This is a genomic window from Azospirillum sp. UENF 112521, from assembly GCF_058780665.1.
This window is the reverse complement of record NZ_JBSNCI010000001.1, coordinates 434,423-452,500: the sequence shown is the minus strand read 5'-3', so window position 1 is coordinate 452,500 and position 18,078 is coordinate 434,423. Positions and strand designations below refer to the sequence as shown.

18 protein-coding genes and 2 rRNA genes (1 of these 20 running past the window's edge) are annotated in these 18,078 nt (G+C 68.3%); 9 read left to right on the top strand and 11 right to left on the bottom strand.

Annotated elements, in window-relative coordinates:
- Positions 1–914: ribosomal RNA gene (locus ACWPN8_RS01985) — 23S ribosomal RNA — on the top strand; it begins 1,833 nt to the left of the window's first position.
- A gap of 146 nt (positions 915–1,060) precedes the next feature.
- Positions 1,061–1,176: ribosomal RNA gene (gene rrf / locus ACWPN8_RS01980) — 5S ribosomal RNA — on the top strand.
- Between the two features lie 100 nt (positions 1,177–1,276).
- Here the strand turns inward: rrf and ACWPN8_RS01975 are convergent.
- On the bottom strand, positions 1,277–2,494 hold the full coding sequence (locus tag ACWPN8_RS01975; protein ID WP_109446091.1) for a glycerophosphodiester phosphodiesterase family protein: 1,218 nt from the start codon (positions 2,492–2,494) through the stop codon (positions 1,277–1,279).
- A 177-nt stretch (positions 2,495–2,671) separates the two neighbouring features.
- Between ACWPN8_RS01975 and ACWPN8_RS01970 the strand changes: the two genes are divergently transcribed.
- Positions 2,672–3,259 (top strand): hypothetical protein, encoded by a 588-nt coding sequence (locus ACWPN8_RS01970; protein ID WP_247872950.1) that lies wholly within the window; start codon positions 2,672–2,674, stop codon positions 3,257–3,259.
- Positions 3,260–3,282: 23 nt separating this feature from the next.
- Here ACWPN8_RS01970 and ACWPN8_RS01965 read toward each other — a convergent pair whose 3' ends face one another.
- The 9 genes from ACWPN8_RS01965 to ACWPN8_RS01925 all read right to left on the bottom strand — a co-directional run bounded on the left by ACWPN8_RS01965 (position 3,283) and on the right by ACWPN8_RS01925 (position 13,043).
- Complete coding sequence (locus tag ACWPN8_RS01965) at positions 3,283–3,801, bottom strand: flagellar protein FlgN (RefSeq protein WP_109446093.1); 519 nt, start codon at positions 3,799–3,801, stop codon at positions 3,283–3,285.
- Complete coding sequence (locus ACWPN8_RS01960) at positions 3,798–4,124, bottom strand: rod-binding protein (protein ID WP_492239725.1); 327 nt, start codon at positions 4,122–4,124, stop codon at positions 3,798–3,800. Before ACWPN8_RS01960 ends, ACWPN8_RS01965 begins: the two co-directional genes overlap by 4 nt.
- A 15-nt stretch (positions 4,125–4,139) precedes the next feature.
- Entirely contained in the window at positions 4,140–5,303 is a 1,164-nt protein-coding gene (locus ACWPN8_RS01955; RefSeq protein WP_492239724.1) for a flagellar basal body P-ring protein FlgI, read from the bottom strand.
- An 11-nt stretch (positions 5,304–5,314) separates the two neighbouring features.
- Entirely contained in the window at positions 5,315–6,418 is a 1,104-nt protein-coding gene (locus tag ACWPN8_RS01950; protein ID WP_492239723.1) for a flagellin N-terminal helical domain-containing protein, read from the bottom strand.
- Positions 6,419–6,422: 4 nt separating this feature from the next.
- Complete coding sequence (flgK, locus tag ACWPN8_RS01945) at positions 6,423–7,820, bottom strand: flagellar hook-associated protein FlgK (RefSeq protein ID WP_492239722.1); 1,398 nt, start codon at positions 7,818–7,820, stop codon at positions 6,423–6,425.
- 25 nt (positions 7,821–7,845) lie between these two features.
- Complete coding sequence (locus ACWPN8_RS01940) at positions 7,846–9,090, bottom strand: flagellar hook protein FlgE (protein ID WP_492239721.1); 1,245 nt, start codon at positions 9,088–9,090, stop codon at positions 7,846–7,848.
- Between the two features lie 211 nt (positions 9,091–9,301).
- Complete coding sequence (locus ACWPN8_RS01935; RefSeq protein WP_109446105.1) at positions 9,302–10,324, bottom strand: flagellar motor protein MotB; 1,023 nt, start codon at positions 10,322–10,324, stop codon at positions 9,302–9,304.
- A gap of 6 nt (positions 10,325–10,330) precedes the next feature.
- Positions 10,331–11,218: a flagellar motor stator protein MotA gene (gene motA, locus ACWPN8_RS01930; protein WP_492239720.1), complete on the bottom strand. Its 888-nt coding sequence runs from the start codon at positions 11,216–11,218 to the stop codon at positions 10,331–10,333.
- 103 nt (positions 11,219–11,321) lie between these two features.
- Complete coding sequence (locus ACWPN8_RS01925) at positions 11,322–13,043, bottom strand: hypothetical protein (protein ID WP_492239719.1); 1,722 nt, start codon at positions 13,041–13,043, stop codon at positions 11,322–11,324.
- A 186-nt stretch (positions 13,044–13,229) separates the two neighbouring features.
- Here ACWPN8_RS01925 and ACWPN8_RS01920 point away from each other — a divergent pair, with 186 nt between their 5' ends.
- From ACWPN8_RS01920 to ACWPN8_RS01895, 6 genes are all read left to right on the top strand, one after another.
- Positions 13,230–13,586: a hypothetical protein gene (locus ACWPN8_RS01920; protein ID WP_492239718.1), complete on the top strand. Its 357-nt coding sequence runs from the start codon at positions 13,230–13,232 to the stop codon at positions 13,584–13,586.
- A 254-nt stretch (positions 13,587–13,840) separates the two neighbouring features.
- Entirely contained in the window at positions 13,841–14,572 is a 732-nt protein-coding gene (gene flgF / locus ACWPN8_RS01915) for a flagellar basal-body rod protein FlgF (RefSeq protein ID WP_492239717.1), read from the top strand.
- Positions 14,573–14,596: 24 nt separating this feature from the next.
- The gene (gene flgG, locus ACWPN8_RS01910; RefSeq protein ID WP_098735494.1) at positions 14,597–15,382 is read left to right on the top strand and encodes a flagellar basal-body rod protein FlgG; all 786 of its coding nucleotides are present in this window, start codon (positions 14,597–14,599) and stop codon (positions 15,380–15,382) included.
- A 5-nt stretch (positions 15,383–15,387) separates the two neighbouring features.
- Positions 15,388–16,089, top strand: coding sequence for a flagellar basal body P-ring formation chaperone FlgA (gene flgA / locus ACWPN8_RS01905; protein ID WP_247872951.1), 702 nt, complete (start codon positions 15,388–15,390; stop codon positions 16,087–16,089).
- Between the two features lie 26 nt (positions 16,090–16,115).
- On the top strand, positions 16,116–16,847 hold the full coding sequence (gene flgH, locus ACWPN8_RS01900) for a flagellar basal body L-ring protein FlgH (protein WP_492239716.1): 732 nt from the start codon (positions 16,116–16,118) through the stop codon (positions 16,845–16,847).
- Between the two features lie 28 nt (positions 16,848–16,875).
- Positions 16,876–17,337, top strand: a complete 462-nt coding sequence (locus tag ACWPN8_RS01895; RefSeq protein ID WP_109446115.1) for a hypothetical protein — start codon at positions 16,876–16,878, stop codon at positions 17,335–17,337.
- 72 nt (positions 17,338–17,409) lie between these two features.
- Here ACWPN8_RS01895 and ACWPN8_RS01890 read toward each other — a convergent pair whose 3' ends face one another.
- Positions 17,410–18,072 (bottom strand): flagellar hook assembly protein FlgD, encoded by a 663-nt coding sequence (locus ACWPN8_RS01890; protein WP_492239715.1) that lies wholly within the window; start codon positions 18,070–18,072, stop codon positions 17,410–17,412.
- Positions 18,073–18,078 lie beyond the last annotated feature (6 nt).

The window sequence follows — 18,078 nt, the reverse complement described above, 5'->3', positions numbered from 1 at the left end:
CGTAACGACTTCCCCGCTGTCTCCAACACCAACTCAGCGAAATTGAACTCTCCGTGAAGATGCGGAGTTCCCGCGGTCAGACGGAAAGACCCCGTGCACCTTTACTACAGCTTTGCAGTGGTGCTAGGGACTTCATGTGTAGGATAGGTGGGAGGCTTGGAAACATGGGCGCCAGCTCGTGTGGAGCCAACCTTGAAATACCACCCTTGAAGTCTCTGGCATCTAACCGTGGCCCGTTATCCGGGTCCGGGACCCTGCATGGCGGGTAGTTTGACTGGGGCGGTCGCCTCCCAAAGTGTAACGGAGGCGCGCGATGGTGGGCTCAGAGCGGTCGGAAATCGCTCGTCGAGTGCAATGGCATAAGCCCGCCTGACTGCAAGACTGACAAGTCGAGCAGAGACGAAAGTCGGCCATAGTGATCCGGTGGCTCCACGTGGACGGGCCATCGCTCAACGGATAAAAGGTACGCCGGGGATAACAGGCTGATGACTCCCAAGAGTCCATATCGACGGAGTCGTTTGGCACCTCGATGTCGGCTCATCACATCCTGGGGCTGGAGCAGGTCCCAAGGGTTCGGCTGTTCGCCGATTAAAGTGGTACGTGAGCTGGGTTTAGAACGTCGTGAGACAGTTCGGTCCCTATCTGCCGTGGGTGTCGGAGTTTTGCGAGGATCTGTCCCTAGTACGAGAGGACCGGGATGGACATACCTCTGGTGCACCGGTTGTCACGCCAGTGGCATGGCCGGGTAGCTAAGTATGGACGGGATAACCGCTGAAAGCATCTAAGCGGGAAACCCACCTCTAAACCAGAGCTCCCTTGAGAGCCGTGACAGACCATCACGTCGATAGGAGGCATGTGGACGGGCGGCAACGCCTGAAGCTAAGCCTTACTAATCGCTCGATCGGCTTGATCTCGACACCACTAACCGCGCCATGCGCAGCAGCAAGCCTGCTCCAAAGCAGTGCTTGACCAGCGCATCGCCGTTCGATACATCCTCCTCACTTGCACTGAACAAGCATTAAGCGCTTTCGGTAACAGCGTCGGTCTTGTGCCTCGGTGACCTGGTGGTCATGGCGAGGTGTCAAACACCCGATCCCATCCCGAACTCGGCCGTGAAAAGCCTCCGCGCCAATGGTACTGCGTCTTAAGACGTGGGAGAGTAGGTCGCCGCCAGGTCGCTCAGGCACATGAGACGCTCAAATCAAAAGCACGCACGCTTGCATCTTCATCCGGATCACGAACGCCCCGCCTCGAAAGAGACGGGGCGTTTCGCTGTTTACTTCAGGTTCATGCAGTTCGCGTAATAGGTGACGGTCGCCGGCCAATCCGAGAAGATGCCCTCGACGCCGACCTGCTGGGCCAGCACATCGACCAGCTCATAGATCATGCCGTCGTTGTTCACGATCTCGTTGATCGACTTATAGTAATACCCGCCGCCCTTCTGTAGCGGGCCCGAGCGCTCCAGCGACCAGGTGATGATCTTCAGCCCGGCGGCCTTGGCTTCCCTGGCGTAGGCCGACGGAGCGATCCTGCCATTCTCCACGGTCACCAGCAGCGGCAGCGAGGGGGCGATGTAGTTGACGCCCATCTCCTTCAGCTCCTGCATCGAGGGCTTGAAGGTGGCCGGGTCCATGTGGTTGAAATTCTTGTCAGTTTCGTCCCGCTCATCCAGCAGGATGGCCTGCCTGGCGAAAGCCGGCTCGGCCTTGATCCAGTACAGAATGTCGGACAGGTTGAAGGACTGCGGGAACACATCCTCCGGCGGGATGCCGGCGGCCTTGTATTCGTCGATCATCGCCTGGGCGTAATTCTCCTGGGTCCAGCCCTGGTACGGCATGTCGACCGCAGGCGCCTTCAGTTCGGGCGTGAATTTCAGACCCTGCGCCTTGACCAGTTGAATGTACTCGGCATGGGTCATCAGCGTGCCGCCGGCCGCGGCATACAGGTCGGTGCGCCAGGCGGGCGTACCCTTCATATAGGCATCGACACTGGTCGCCTTGGTATTGGCGGCATCCATCTTGCCGGTCAGGCTCTTGAACTCGGCCAGGGTGATGTCGCTGGTGCGGCATTCAGCCGAGGCCGGCTTGTCCCCGTCGGACGGAGTGAAAGGCTTGGTGCATTTCCTGGCGAGGTCGGTTGCCAGGATGTTCGTGGTGGTGTGCAGGTCGTTCTGGGCGTGACGGCAGACGAGTTGCTTGTCGGCGGTGAAGGCCACGTCGCATTCCTGGATGCCGACACCCATCCGTGCCGCCGCGCGGTAGGACTGAAGGGTGTGCTCCGGGAACTGCATCGGCGCGCCACGGTGGGCGATGGAGAAGAGCTTCTTCTCCAGCGGCTTGTCGGCACAGGCCTCCAGCTTCGCCTTCAGCTCCGGATTGCGGATCTGGTCGATCAGGAAATAGGGGCGGGGGCCGACCTCCACCGCGGCCGCCGAAGCGGCACCAGCGGGCAGCGCCAAGGCCACGAAGAAAACCGGTGCGAACAGCCTGCGCATGGGGGGTGTGTCCTTACAGTATCCGGGGCCTTACATGTGCTTGATCACCCGATATGATCTTATGCCGTTTCGATGAAGAAGCGATGACGTGAGGATATTTGGGCTTTCTCGGCACCAAACCAGCTGTTCCCGGCGCCGCTTCACCGGCTATTAACATGTTTTTGCTGAATTTGACGGATGCGGTCCATCCCATGCGGTGATGACCTTGACGGTGGCGTGGTGATGGCGATGGGCGATTCGGACGATCTCTTCGACATGTATCGCAAGGACCACGCCGCGGCGGCGCCGACCGGTCCGGCCCTGGCGGCGGCGCTTGCCGACACGGTGAAGCGCAGCTTCGCCCAGATCGAGGAGCTTTGCGCCGACGTGACGCGGGCGCTCGCCCAGGCGCGCTACACCACGAAGCTGGCGCAGACGGTGACCGACCGCTCGAGCTATGTGCGGCTCGACCGCCAGTCGGAGACCTTCCGCGACTATCTGCGGAACTGGAGCCAGCAGCGGGCCGACAAGGGCGCCGGCGGCATGCATTGGGAAGCGCAGATCCTCGTCACCGACCATCGGCGGACGACGAAGGAGATCGGGCTGGGCGTCGCCTTCGAATGGCCGGGTGCGGGGGAGGAGGGCAGCCTCGCCTTCGTCGAATTCTGGCCGACCGGTGCCGGTGTGTCGCTGCCATCCGATGCCCGCGGCTTCCAGCGCGCGCTGGTCGCCAGCATCATCAAGCTGGAACAGGCCGGCGAGCTGTCCAGCGTGAAGGGCCGCTAAAGTCGATCAGATACCAACAGGCGCTACAGCGTGGCGTTCAGGCCGGAGGCCGACAGCTCCACCGGCCGGCGGGCCTGCCCGTCGCGGGCATAGGTGCCGTCGCTCGATGCCTTTTCCAGCGCGGTCAGCAGGTTGCGGTTGATGGTCAGCACCGCCTTGCGCAGGGCGACAAGGCCGGAGGCGTTGACCGACACCGCCCGCTCCAGCCGGTCGATGCGCTCCAGCGTCATTGTGCGCAGATCGTCGGGCAGGCGGATGCCCTCGTCGCGGGCGCGCAGGACGGCGCCTTCCAGCTGCTCGGCCATCGCCGCCTTGCGGTGGGCGAAGGCCTCCAGCCGGTCGAGCATGCCGGCGGCGATGCAGGCGGATTCCTCCTCCAGGACGGCGGACAGCGCCTCCACCGCGTCGAGGAAGTCGCGCACCAGCAGGGCGGTGGCACCGTCATAGCCGGGATCGGGAGCGGCCGGTCCCACAGCCTCCGCCTGTTCGGGCCGCCGGTCGGGGGCGAATTCGTGGATCAGGTCCTTGAGGGTGACGCTCATGAGCGCTGCTCCGCTTGGGCCGCGTAGAGGCGGGCGATCTCGTCGTGCGTCATCCTGCCGATGCCGAGCGTGCCGGATTCGGCGATGGCCTTGCCGTATTCCTGCAACATCATGCTGCGCCACGGCTTTTCCGCCGGACCGCCGCCGCCGAACAGCGGGCTTTCGCGCATGCCCGCGAACATGCTTTCCATCAGCTGGCCGACCAGCATCGCCTCGAATTCCTTCGCAACCTTGTCGGCCGCTTCCGGGGTGGGGATGGCCGGCGTCGCGGTTGTCGGCGTGGGCGTCGCAGGGCTGCGGAGGGTCGTTGCGGCGATGTCCATCGTCGTCTCCGGCGTTCAGATGATTTCGAGGTCGGCGTGCAGGGCGCCGGCTGCCTTGATGGCCTGGAGGATGGCGACCATGTCGCGCGGGCCCACCCCCAGCGCATTCAGCCCGTTGACCAGCTGTTGCAGGCTGACATTGCCGCCGACGGTCACGAACTGGCGGCCGTTGCCTTCCTGAACCTGCACGTCTGTGCGCGGCACGACGACGGTGGAGCCGTTGCTGAAGGGCTGCGGCTGCGACACCTGCGGCGTCTCCACCACGCGGACGGTGAGGTTGCCCTGGGTGATGGCGACCCGGCTGACCCGGACATCGTCACCGATGACGATGGTGCCGCTGCGCTCGTCCACCACCACGCGGGCGACGGCATCGGGGCGGACCGCCAGCTGTTCGATCTCGCCGATCAGGCGGGAGACGTTGCCGACATAAGAGCCGGTGATCCGCACGTCGACGGTGGTCAGGTCGACCACCCGGGCGTTGCCGGTGCCGAGCCGGCCGTTCACCGCGTCGGCGATGCGGATCGCCGTGGTGAAGTCGGGGTTGCGCAGGGCCATCCGCACCGCGCCGACATCGTTCAGCGCGAATTTCAGCTCGCGCTCCACCGTGGCGCCGTTGGCGATGCGGGCGGTGGTCGGCACGCCCTTGGTTACCGTCGCCGCCGCCCCGCCGGCGGTGAAGCCGCTGACCGACAGCGGCCCCTGGGCCACGGCATAGGCCTCGCCGTCGGCCCCCAGCAGCGGCGTCACCACCAGCGTGCCGCCCAGCAGGCTGGTGGCGTCGCCGAGTGCCGAGACCGTCACATCCACAGTGGTGCCTTGGCGCGGGAAGGGCGGCAGGCTGGCCGTCACCATGACAGCCGCGGCGTTGCGGGTGCGCAGGGTCTCGCCGCGGGTGTTGATGCCCAGCCGCTCCATCATCCCCTTCAGGCTCTGTTCGGTGAAGGGCGTGTTGATCAGCCGGTCGCCGGTGCCGTTCAGCCCGACGACAAGGCCGTAGCCGACCAGCTGGTTGCGGCGCACCCCGTCGAAGGTGACCAGATCCTTCACCCGTGTCTGCGCCGCCACGGGCACGGCCGACTGCATGCCGAACGCCAGCAGCAGCCCGCCGGCCAGCACCATGGCACGGCGCAAGGCGGGCCGGAGCCGGTACGATAGGGGGACCTGGATGCCGGGGATCATGTCGATGCGGCCTAGAGATAGTTGGTCAGGTGCAGCTTGGCGATGCGCGCGGTGGCGCTGGAGGTGGCGTCGATCTGCGCCTCCAGTTGGCTGATCCGCGTGCTGGCCTCGTAGGGATCGACCCCTTCCAGATTGTCGATCTGCAGGCTGAGGATCGATTTCTGCGTCTTGTGCTGTTCGGCCAGCGTCGCGAGCTGGGCGCGCTGGATGCCGAGCTGCGCCGTCGCCTCCCGCAGCTTGCCGAGGCCGCCGGACAGCTTGTCGACCGCAGTCCTGATGTAGTCGGGATAGGCGTCGACATCCATCTGCGAGGTATCGACCGCCGCCAGCATGTAGATGCCCTCCAGCATCTGCCGCATCATCGGGTCGTTTGCCTGCACGCCATAGGCGATGCCGGTGGACTCCGCCGGCTGGCCGCTGACGCGCGGCGATGCGGTGCCGCCCGGCTGCATCGCCGTGGTGCCGGTGTAGAGGCCACCCTCGAAGCTGTCGGTCAGCGGGGCGGGGGCCGGGGTCGCCGGATCGCGCACTGCGAACAGATCGTCGAGCCGGGCGACGACCGCCGCGGTCTCCGCCGCCGTGACCGGCATGGCGGTGCCGCCGGTGGCCGACTGGATGGCGTCCCGGACGATCTGCATCGGCGAGCGCAGGCCCGACTTGTCGCCGTCGACATTGCGCATCGGCGGCTGGTCGAGTGCTGTGCCGGCGAAGAGATAGCTGTTGCCGGACGAGGCGTTCAGCAGCCCGACCACCTGATCCAGCACGCCGCGCGCGCGGATTTGCAGAGACGTCCCGGTCGGCGACTGCTGTCCCAGCCCCGTCGAGGCGGCGGCCAGCAGGTCGGTGCCCGACGCGAGGATGCTGGTCATCGCGCTGTCCATCGTCTTCATCCGGCCGTCGAGCAGGTCGGTGGTCTTCACATACTCGTCGGTGCGGTCGAACAGGTTGCGCAGCGCGATGTCGCGGCCGGTGCCGGCGCCGATGGTCGCGGCGACGTCGGCATGGACGCCGGTCGACACCTCCTCGTTGGCGCGGGTCAGCTCCATCTGCTGCCGGGTCATGGTGCTTTGCAGCGACCGGCTCATCCCCAGCGTGGACAGGGCATTGTACAGCATCGGCTTACCCCTTGATCTGCAACAGGATGTCGATCATGCGGCCGGCGACCTGCACCACCTGGGCGCTGGCTCCGTAGCTCTGCTCGATCAGCAGCAGCTTCTGCATCTCGTCATCGATGTTGACGCCGTCGCGGTTGATGCGGGCGGTCTCCAGCGTGTCGGCGCTGATCTTGCGCGCGTTCATCTCCGACTCCGCCCCGGTGCGGTAGCCCTGCTGGGCCGACACCATGGCGGTGGCGTAGCTGCCGAGCGTCGCGGTGGCCGGCATGTCGGTGGCGGCGAAGCTGCGGATGCCGGTGAAGACGGCCTGGAATTTCTCGATCTGCGTCTGGTCGCCCGGCTGGAGCGGGGCCGCCGCCTGCACGCCGCTCTGCACCCGCCAGCTTTCCGTCCGCACCGCGTCGTTGACGGCGATGCGCGAGGCCAGCCCGGCGGTGGCGCCATAGGCGGCGCCTGCATCGGTGAACAGGCCGGGCTGGGTCGGGTCGGCCTCCGCCCCCTGGAAGGCCTGGACGAGGCCGGCGGCCAGCTCGTCCAACTGCGCCATGGCGCGGGGCATGTCCTGCTTGACGGTCTGGACATAGCCCATGATGCGGCCGCTCTGGATTTCGCTGTCCGGGTTGGCCGACAGGGCGACGCCATTGGCCATCACCTCGTCGCCCAGCAGGGTCAGCGGGCTTTCGCCGGGCGCCAGCGGATGGTCGAGCAGGGTCTGGCCGTTGCGGGTCATCACCACGACCTGGCCGTCCTCGCGGCTGTAGGTGCGGATGCCGATCTCCTGCGAGACCTGATCGAGCAGGCGGTCGCGCTGGTCGCGCAGGTCGCCGGCATCGCCGCCGCGCGTCTCCAGAGTCGCGATCTTGCCGTTCAGGTCGCTGATCCGCTGGAGCGAGGTGTTCACCGTATCGACGGAGGTCTGGAGCCGGCCCCTGGCATCGTCCTGCACCGTCTGCGCCGCTTCGGCGGCACGGTTCAGCCCGCCGGCCAGAGCCGTCGCCTGCGACACCACGGCGTTCCGCGCCGCGTCGTCGTTGGGCATGTCGTGCAGGCGGGAGAAGGCCTGTTGCAGCTTCGACAGCTGGGTCGAGACCGACTTCTCGTCCTGCGGCTGGCCCAGCACCAGCGCATAGTCGGCCAGCGCCGAGGCGCGCGCCTCCTGCCCGCTGTAGCGGCTGGTCTCGAACCGCGCATCGCGGATCAGCAACTCGTCCACCTTGCGGGCGACGGCGTCGACCCGCACCCCTGCACCTCGGCCCGCGGTGGTGACCGCCGACAGATCGAGGTTGCGGCGCACATAGCCGGCGGTGGTGGCGTTGGCGAGGTTGTGGGACACCATCGCCGCCTGCTGCTGCGTCGTGCGCAGGCCGGACAGGGCGGACGTGAGGGCGAGTTGGACGCTCATGGCCGGGGCTCCGTCGAGGCTGGGCTCAGCGCTTCAGGCGCGTGGTTTCTTCGACCATCTCGTCGGCGGTGCGCACCAGGGTGGCGCTGGACGAGTAGGCGCGCTGCGTCTCGATCAGCGACACCAGCTCGGTCGCGATGTCGACGTTGGACTGTTCCAGCGCGCTGCCGATGACGCTGCCGGCGCCGCCCTGCTTGCCCGCCCCCAGCGTCAGGGTCCCGGTGTCCGCGCCCAGCGTGTAGGTGTTGCCGTCCTGGGCGACCAGACCGTCCGGGTTGGTGACGGTGGCCATCGGGATCTGGTACAGCGCCTGACGGGCGCCGTTGTCGTACATCACCCACAGCTTGCCGCTGTCGTCGATGTTGACCGAAGTGACCTGACCGACCTTGGCGCCGTCGCCGGTGACGGTCGGCACGTAGTCGCCGTTCAGCTGGGTGAGGTTGCCGAGCGACAGGGTGAAGCTGTCGGCGGTCGGCGTGGCCGGCGAGGTGACGGTGAGGCCCGGCATCGGGTCGAGTGGCAGGCCGGCGCCGTCCACCGGCTTGCCGGCATAGGGGCCGGTCGCGGCGAAGGTCAGCGTCACCGGCGCGCCGGTCACGGTATAGCCGGCCGGGCCGGTGGCGGTCAGCGTCCATTGGTTGGGGCCGGCGGCCTTGGTCCAGGTCATCGACAGGTCGAGCGGGTTGCCCAGCCCGTCATAGAAGGTCGGGCTGCTGGTGAAGCTGTCGCCGGTCGCGGCCTGGGCCGGCAAATTGCCGGAGAAATCCATCTGCGTCGTTTTGCTGCCGCCATAGACCAGATTGCCGACATTCACCGACTGGAGGTCGTCGAAGCGGGAGCTGCTGACGTTCGGCATGGTGCCGTCCGGGTTCAGCTTCCAGGCCTCCAGATACTGGCCGGCATTGTTGCGCAGGAAGCCGGCTTCGTCGGGCAGGAAGCTGCCGGCGCGGGTCAGCGAATATTGCGGCGTGCCGGACGCCTTGTTGCCGACGACGAAGAAGCCGTTGCCGCTGATCGCCATGTCGGTGGTCGAGCTGGTCCCGAGGATCGTGCCGTCCTGCTGCATCTGATAGTGCGTGGCGGACTGCACGCCGCTTGCCGTGTAGGTGCTGCGGCTGCCGGGCGAGGTGACCAGGGTGGAGAAATCCACAGTGGCCCGCTTGTAGCCGACCGTCTGCGAATTGCTGATGTTGTCCGAAATGGCGGCAAGGCGCGAGCTTTGCGCGGACATGCCGCTGACACCGGACCGCATGGCGCTGTAAAGGCTCATCCTTGGAATCCTCTGGTCAACCGTCGAACGGGCCGTCGCAGTGACGACGAACGGAAGGGAAGGTGTGCGTTCCGGGATTCTCCGCGGATGACTGGCGGGGTTAACGGTAGCGAAGGGGTTTTAAAGGGGCTTTAAAAGAAAAAGCCGGCGGTTTTGTTAAAATGCGCAAGGCTTTTTCTTTTGATTGCCTTTCCGGCTTGATTGTTTTCGCCTATTGCCCCGCCGGCCGGCGCAGAAGCGTGATGCTGATCCGCCGGTTGCTGGGGTCCAGCGGGTCGCTGGCGCCGAAATGGTCCAGATCGGCCCGCCCTTCCACCCGGACGATGCGCCCGCCCGGAATGCCGCTGGCCAGCAGTTCGCGGCGGGCGGCGTTGGCGCGGTCGCTCGACAGTTCCCAGTTGCCGTACTTCGCATCCGGCGCATAGCCCAGCGCATCCGTGTGTCCGGTGATGCCGATGGGGTTCGGCACCGAGCCGAGCGCCGACGCCACCATCCGCATCAGCCGCCGCCCCTGGTCGTTCATCTGGGCCGAGCCGACCTTGAACATCGAGAAGCGGGCCTGATCGGTCAGCTGGACGCGCAGCCCCTCCGGTACCTGCTGGATCACCAGACTGCCTTGCAGGGCGCTGAGGTCCGGCGACGCGGCGATGCGCTGGCGGAGATCCCGTTCCAGCGACTCCAGCGCCACCTTCTCCGTCAGTTCGGAGGATTGGCGGTCGAGCAGCGCCTCCAGCTCGGCACGGGTGGCCTGGACAGTGGGAGCGGGCGGTTCCGCTGAGGGGGCTGCGGGCGCGCTTTCCGTCGCGGGGCGCAGCAGGTCCACCGGCGGGGCCGTGCCGCCGGGCGGGTGGGGCATCGGGTCCTTGCGGCCGGCGGGCTGGCGGTCGCTGTCGCCGACCGAGGCGACGACCGGCGGGGAGGCGACCGGGCTCGCCTGATCGCCGGCGGCGTTCGGGGTGGTCAGCGATCCGGTCTTGTCGACCGAACGGCCGGCCAGCATGCCGTCGGCGCCGGAATTGCTCTGCGACACCGCGACCGGGTTGAAGTAATCGGCGATTCCCTTGCGCTGTTCGGTGGTGGTGATGTTCATCAGCCACATCACCAGGAAGAAGGTCATCATCGCCGTCACGAAGTCGGCGTAGGCCAGCTTCCAGGTTCCGTTGTGCTCCTCTTCCTCGTGGCCGCCGAGGTGGCGCTTGACGATGATCGGGGGCAGGGCGGTCTTGCGCGGCATGGCCGGTCACGCCGGCTGGCGGGCGTCGCGGGCCTTGGCCTGCGACGACAGCGCGGTGGCGACCTCGACCTCGGCAAGGCTGGGCTGGATGTCGGTGTACAGCACCTTGCGGGCATATTCGGCGCAGACCTGCGGCGGGCTGCCGCGCAGATAGGCGCACAGCGCCGCCTTGATGCAGAAATACATGTTCAGCTCCAATTCGCGGCGCTGGCGGGCGGCGCTGGCGATGGGACCGACCATGCCGTAGGAGAGCAGCACGCCGAGGAAGGTGCCGGTCAGCGCGCCGCCGATCATCCGGCCCAGCACCTCCGGCGCCTCGCTGATCGCGCCCATGGCGTTGATGACGCCCAGCACCGCGGCGACGATGCCCAGCGCCGGCAGCGCGTCGGCAAGGTTCTGCAACGCCTTCGGCACCTGGTTCAGCTCGCGGCCCAGCGTGTCCAGCTCTTCCGCCATCAGCGATTCCAGGTCGTGCGGGTTGTCCTGGCCCAGCGCGATCAGGCGCAGATAGTCGCACAGGAAGGTGATGCAGCGGTCATAGCGCAGGACGTTGGGGTACTGGGTGAACAGCGGGCTGTCGGCCGGCTTGTCGATGTCGGTTTCGATCTGCGACATGCCCTTGGACTTAGCGACGCGCAGCAGTCCGTAGACCAGCGCGATCATGTCGAGATAGTCGTTCTTGGGCGTGGTCCGCCCGCGGGCGATGGTGCCGACGGCGCGCAGCGTGTCGCGCAGCACCGCCGGGCTGTTGGCGATGGCGAAGCCGCCGATGCCGGCGCCGATGATGATGACGATCTCCACCGGCTGCCACAGCACCGCCATCCGCCCGCCCATCGCGTAGAACCCGCCGAGCACGCTGGCAAACACCGCGATCAACCCGAACATCAAGCGCATGTCTTCTTCTCCGGATGTGCAAAGGCCATCGCGATTGGGGGCAACGGTCTGCCGACGCTACAGCCCGCCGTTTAAAGCGGCTTTACGGATCGGGGCCGAACGGTCAGGGGGACTTCCGCCACCCGCGCGCCAGCCGGTCGAGCGCGGTCGCCGCGGCAAGGTCACGCTCCACCGACTCCGCGCGCAGCGGCCCGTCGGCCGGCGGCGGGGCCAGCGCATCGAGCAGCCCGGCCCAGCGAGTGCCGGCCAGCCGCGCGCGCTGGGCCGCGCCGAAACCGCGCGAGGCATCGGCGTCGCCGGCCAGATAGGCCGACAGCCCCTGCAAGGCCAGATCGTCGGCCGTCGGTTCCGTCCCGGTGGCGGCCAGTTCGGCGAAGGCGCTCCGCGCCGCCCGCCATTCGCCGGCCGCGAACAGCCCCTCGGCCCGCAGCCGCGCCGCCTCCGCCCCGCCCAGGCCGCGCAGCGCGTCGAGCGCCCGTACGGTGTCGCCGTCGCCGAGCAGCGCGTCGGCGCGCAGCAGGGCGCGGCGTTCGGCCAGGGCCGGCTCCAGCGCCGCGCCACCGGTGCGGGCCAGCACATCCAGCGCCTCCCCCTCGCGCCCGCCGTCGATCAGGGCGCGGGCCAGCGTGGCGCCAAGCTCCGCCCGGCGCGGGCCGGTGGCGCCTTCCGTCAGCGCATGCAGGATGCGGGTCGCCTCCAGCCCATAGCCGTCGCGCAGCAGCAGGGTGGCGAGGCGCAGCCGCAACCCGCCATCCGAGCCGTCGACCAGCGTCACCAGCCGTCCATGGCGTGCCTGCAACGCCAGCGCATAGAGCCCGCCGGGCGGGGATTGCTCCAGCCGGTCGAGCACGGCGGCCAGCAGGGTCCGCCCGGCCGCCAGCGCGTCGCGTCCGCGCGCGGTGGCGCCGAAACGCCGCCCCAGCAGGCCGAAGATGTCGAGCGCCGCTTCGGTCCTGCCGCTGCGGGCATAGGCGCCGCCGAGCGCCGCCAGCGCATCCGTCTCCACATCGTCGCCGCGCCAGGCGAAGCGCAGGGCTTCCAGCGCCTTGATGGCGCCGTCCTCGTCCAGCCGTCCGAGCCCGCGGCGCAGTTCGATGGCGCGCACCTCCGCCCGGCGGGCGAAGGGACCGCGGCGCAAGGCCGCTGCGGCGTCGTAGCGGTCCAGAGCCGCGTCCGGTGTCGCCTTCAGCTCTGCTAGCCGGCCGCGGAAATAATCCAGCCGGCCGTCGGCCATGCCCGTCGAATCGACGGTGATCATCTCCAGCACGATCAGGTTCAGCGCCGCGCTGTCCCCTGCCTCGTCGGCCGCGGCGGCGAGCGTGGTCAGCAGCCGGCTGCGCAGGTCGGCCGGATAGTCGAGCAGCCGGCGCAGCGCGATGGGCAGTCCCTCCTTCGCCGCCATCCAGCGGCTCGGCGCCAGCGCGACGCTGCGCCAGACATGATGGTCGGGCATGGCGCCGGCCGGCAGCTGGACGAACAGGTTGTCGTCGGGCGCGTCCTCGCGGTCGAGCGCCCGGAAGGCGTCGCCCAGAATGCGCAGGCCATAGCGCTGGTCGGGCGCCGGCGACAGGCTGGCCGCCGTCTCCAGCGCCGCGCGCCCTTCCTCATCCATGGCGCGGGCCAGCAGGAAGCTGACCAGCGCGATCTGCGCCTCGACCCGCGCGCGGCCCTGCGCCGTGTCGAGCGCCCTTTGCAGAGCCTCGCGCGTGCGGTTGAAATCGTCCCCGGCCCAGCCGGCGAGGTCCATCGCCCCGATGGGCGGCGGAGCGGGCGGCTTGGGCGGTTCGGCGGTTTGCGGGACGGGTTTCGCTGGGCGTTCCGGCATGCGCTCCAACTGGCGCAGGGTCTGCTGGATGCTGTCGCGGATTTCGCCCTCCAGGCTGGCGACGACGGGGAGGGGCGGCGTCTCCCTCTCCCCCCGAGGAGAGGGGATTGCTCCTGGGGTGCGAGGGTGACAGGCGCAGCATTCGCTGTGCCGATAGGATTCAGCGCTTCAACGACCTCGGCGACAATGACAGGAGCCGAAGCCTGCGGCGGCGCAGTGGCGACCACCGCATCCGGCGTCCCCTCCATCGTCCCATCCGCCGGCGCCTCCGGCTTGACCCCCGGAACCGGCGGCCCGCCGACATCGACGATCAGGTTCCGCCGCTCCATGAAGCTCGCCACCCGCGCCCCGCAGGGCACCGTCGCGGTCAGGCTGCGCCCACCGTCCGCCGTGACGAAGTCCGACAGCCGGCGGGAAAAGCTGTCGCGCAGGCTCGCCAGCGGCCAGCGCACCGGATCGGGCACGGCGATGCGCAGGACGCAACCGTCGACGACCGCCACCGGCTCCATCCCCTTCGGCACCGACAGCACCAGCCGCGAATAGTCGCCGTGATCGCCCAGCTGAGCCCGGACGGCGGCCTGCGCCGTCCCCGACAGCAGGGCAAGGACCAGTGTCGAACCAAGCGTCAGTGCGGTATCCGGGCGCCGTTTCATCACAGTCGTCTCGCATTTTATCGAAATGATCGCCAAACCCGTGCCAAGTCCGGCAAGGCATCCGCCGGAATGGGTCAGGTTGAAACCCGGCTTTAAACTGCCTCGTCCAGATTAAGGCGGAGTTCAAAACCGGAGTGTTCGGCGATGGAGAACCAGCTTTACATCGGACTGTCGCGCCAGATGGCGCTGCGGCGGCAGCTGGACGTCGTCGCCAACAACGTCGCCAACATGAATACCGTCGGTTTCCGTGGCGAACGCACCCTGTTCGAAGCGGCGATGGAGGCGGGCGGGCGCAAGCCGACCGACCGCATCGCCTTCACCATCGACCGCTCCACTTACACCGACCTGCGGGCCGGCGCCTTCACCGAGACCGGCAACCCCTATGACGTGGCGCTGGACGGCGACGGCTTCCTGTCGGTGCAGACGTCGGACGGCGTGCGCTACACCCGCGACGGCCGGCTGCGCCGCGATGCCGACGGCACGCTGGTCGGCCCCAACGGGTATGCCGTGCTCGACGACGGCCGCCGGCCCATCGTCATCCCGTCCGATGCGTCCAGGATCACCATCGGGTCCGACGGGCTGCTGTCGGCCGACGGCGCCGTGGTCTCCCGCATCGCCGTCTCGCGCTTCGACAGCCCGCAGGCGCTGAAGCAGACCGGCGACCTGCTGTTCGAGCCGGCCGACGGCATGGAGGCGCGCCCCGCCCCCGACACCCGGCTGGTGGAAGGCAAGGTCGAGCGGTCCAACGTGCAGGGCATCGTCGAGATCGGCCGCATGATGGACCTGACCCGCGACTATCAGGCGGTGACCAAGATGGTGGACGACGGCCAGGACCTGCTGCGCTCCGCCATCAACCGCCTCGGCAAATCCTCTTAAAATCCCCACAGGGAGAGTCCGTCCATGCGCGTGCTCAGCATCGCGTCCACCGGGATGATGGCCCAGCAGATGAACGTCGAGGTCATCTCGAACAACATCGCCAACATCAACACCACCGCCTTCAAGCGCTCGCGCGCCGAATTCCAAGACCTGATGTATCAGGCGGAGCGCCGGCAGGGCAGCCAGTCGACCGACAGCGGCACCATCGTGCCGACCGGCGTCGAGGTGGGGCTGGGCGTGCGGCCGACCTCGGTCAACCGCATCAACACCACCGGCAACCTGACCTCGACCGGCAACGAGCTGGATCTGGCGATCGAGGGGCGCGGCTATTTCAACGTGACCCAGCCCGGCGGCGAGACCGTCTACACCCGCGCCGGCAGCTTCAAGCTGTCGCCGGAGGGCACCATCGTCACCGCCGACGGCTTCACCGTCGCCCCTGGCATCACCGTGCCGCAGGGCACGCGCGAGGTGGTGATCAACCGCTCCGGCGAGGTGCTGGCCTATGTCGACGGCAAGGCCCAGCCGGTCAACCAGGGCCAGCTGGCGATGACGGTGTTCGTCAACGACAGCGGGCTGGAGGCGCTGGGCGACAACCTGTTCCGCGCCACCCCGGCCTCGGGCGAACCGCAGGAGGGGCTGGCGGGCCAAGCCGGCTTCGGCACCATCCGCCAGAAATACCTGGAATCCTCCAATGTCAACGTCGTGCAGGAAATCACCGAACTGATCTCCGCCCAGCGCGCCTACGAGATGAACGCCAAGGTGATCGAGGCCGGCGACCAGATGGCCTCCACCATGACCAACATGCGGTGATCGTCGTGCTGCAATCCCTCCGCCGGCCGCTCTCCGTTCTCCTGCTCGGGACCATGCTGGCGCTTCCCCTTCCGGCTGCTGCCGGTCCTGTCGAGACGCGGCTGGCGGAGGAGCTTCTGGCCTCCCTCGGCCCGTCGGTGCCGCCGGACGCCCAGGTGGCGCTGACGCTGGGCCGTCCCTTCGATGGGCCTGTGGATGCCGTGCGCGACATCGCGCTCGACCCCCGCACCGGCATCTTCCAGGCCCGCATCCTCAGCAACGGCCATGCCGTCGAGCTGAGCGGCCGGGCCGACGTGGAGGTGACGATGCCGGTGCCGGTCCGCCGCATCCGGCCGGGCGAGGTGATCGAGCCGTCGGACCTGACCACCATGCGCCTGTCGCTCGACCGTGCCGGGGCCGGCTTCATCGCCACCGCCGATGCGCTGGTCGGCCAGTCGCCGCGCCGCCAGCTCTCCGCCGGGCGGCTGGTCCAGGTCGGTTCGGTCGGCGCCCCCATCGTCGTCCAGCGCAACCGGCCGGTGACGCTGGTCTACGAGGACGGCGCGCTGCTGCTGGCCGCCCGCGGGCGGGCGTTGCAGGAGGGCGGCGTCGGCGACAGCGTCCGCGTCATGAACATCGCCAGCAGCACCGTCGTCACCGGCACCGTCACCGGGGCCGAGACCGTGTCGGTCAGCGGCCCGCGGGTTCCGCAAGCGGCACGGCCCTAGGCCATCTCATCAAGGGAGCTTCCGTCATGCGCACCGCGCTCGTCCCCATCCTGCTGCTGTCGCTTGGCGCCGGCGGCTGCGCGCGGCTGGCCGACATCGGCAGCGCTCCTTCCCTGTCGGAGATCTCCAACCCGGCGATGCAGCCGGAGGCCCGCGTCATCTCGCTGCCGATGCCGCAGCCGTCGACGGCCGAGCAGATCCCAAGCTCGCTGTGGCGCACCGGGTCGCGCGATTTCTTCCGCGATCCCCGCGCCAAGGCGGTGGGCGACCTGCTGACCGTCGTCATCGACATCTCCGATCAGGCGCAGCTGCGCAACAGCACCCAGCGCGGGCGCACCAACAACGAGAAGGCCGGGCTGCCCAACTTCTTCGGGCTGGAGAGCCGCCTTCCCGCCATCCTGCCCGACGCGGTCGATCCGTCCAGCCTGGTCGATCTCGACAGTTCCAGCACGTCGAGCGGCAACGGCACCATCCAGCGCAACGAGCGCATCGCCATGCGCGTCGCCGGCGTGGTGACCCAGGTGCTGCCCAACGGCAATTTCGTCATCGCCGGCCGGCAGGAGGTGCGGGTGAATTACGAGCTGCGCGAGATGCGCATCGCCGGCGTGATCCGTCCCGAGGACATCAGCAACGCCAACACCATCGAATACGACAAGATCGCCGAGGCGCGGATCACCTATGGCGGCCGCGGCCAGATCACCGACGTGCAGCAGCCGCGCTACGGCCAGCAGGTGCTGGACGTGATTCTGCCCTTCTGATGATCCTGCCTGTTCGGGAGCCCGCGCCATGAAAGCCGTCCTGCTGTTCGCCGTGGCCGCGGCCCTCGCCTTCGCCGGCGGCTACGGCTTCGGCCGGTTCGAGGCCCCGCAGGAGGCCGCCCCCGCGGCCCCCGCCGAAACCGTCGCCGGCGGTCCCTATTACGTGGAGGCCGGCCAACTGGTCGTGCCGATGCTGGAGCGCGGGCGGACCGTCGCCTTCATCCTGACCCAGGTCACGCTGGAGGCGTCCAGCGCCGACGACGCGCTCCTGGTCCGCCGCCGCCTGCCGCACGCGCGCAGCGCCATGCTGGAAGCCCTGTTCGACCTTGCCGGCCATGGCCGCTTCAACGGCCCGGCGGTCGATCCGCAAGGGGTGGCGATTGCGCTGCTGGCCGGCGCCAACGGCTCCCTCACCGGCCGCGAGAGCGCCCAGCCGGTCCGTGCCGTGCTGATCGACCGCTTGCTGCGTCAGGACAACACGCGGCTGTAAGAGTGCCCTTTCTTCCAAGAATCCCCTCTCCCCGGGGGAGAGGGAGAGTCCGCCGGGAGAGGGATTGTTCCGTCACGATGCCGACAGCACCGCGTTCGACTCCACAGTGGCGCCGTTCTTCAGCACGAACTTGCTGGCGCCGTCGACACTGCGCACCTCGGCGACCGTGTCGCTGACGACGGTGGCGCTGGTCAGCGCCTTGCCGTCCTTGTCCTTCGCCGTCACCCGCAGCGTATAGACCCCGTCGGGTGCCGTGCCACCGCTGGCGGTCCTGCCGGTCCAGTCGAAGACCTGCCGGCCCGTCTTCAGCGAGCCGGGGGCGCTGTAGACGACGCTGCCGGCGCCGTTCAGCACCTCCAGCTTCACGGAAGCCGGCGTGCCGTCGACGGTGTAGGCGGCCTCCGCCTTGCCGCCGGTCAGCGACAGCTGGTCGGACGCCACCTCCACCTTGCGGCCGAGCAGGGCCATGTCCATCCGCATGCCGCTGCTCTTCAGCGTGTCCAGCACCTTGCCCAGCGTGTCGTTGGAGCGCATCGACTGCTCCACCGTGGACAGCTGTGCCAGCTGGGTCATGAACTGGGTGGCGTCCATCGGCGCCAGCGGGTCCTGGTTGCGCAGCTGGGCGGTCAGCAGCTTCAGGAAGGATTCGTAATCGACCGTGGCCTTCTTGGGCTCTTCCGTGGCGGCCGTCCTGGTGGCGGCCGTCGTCGGGGCGGTGCTGGGCGTGGTGGTCATTGGGGA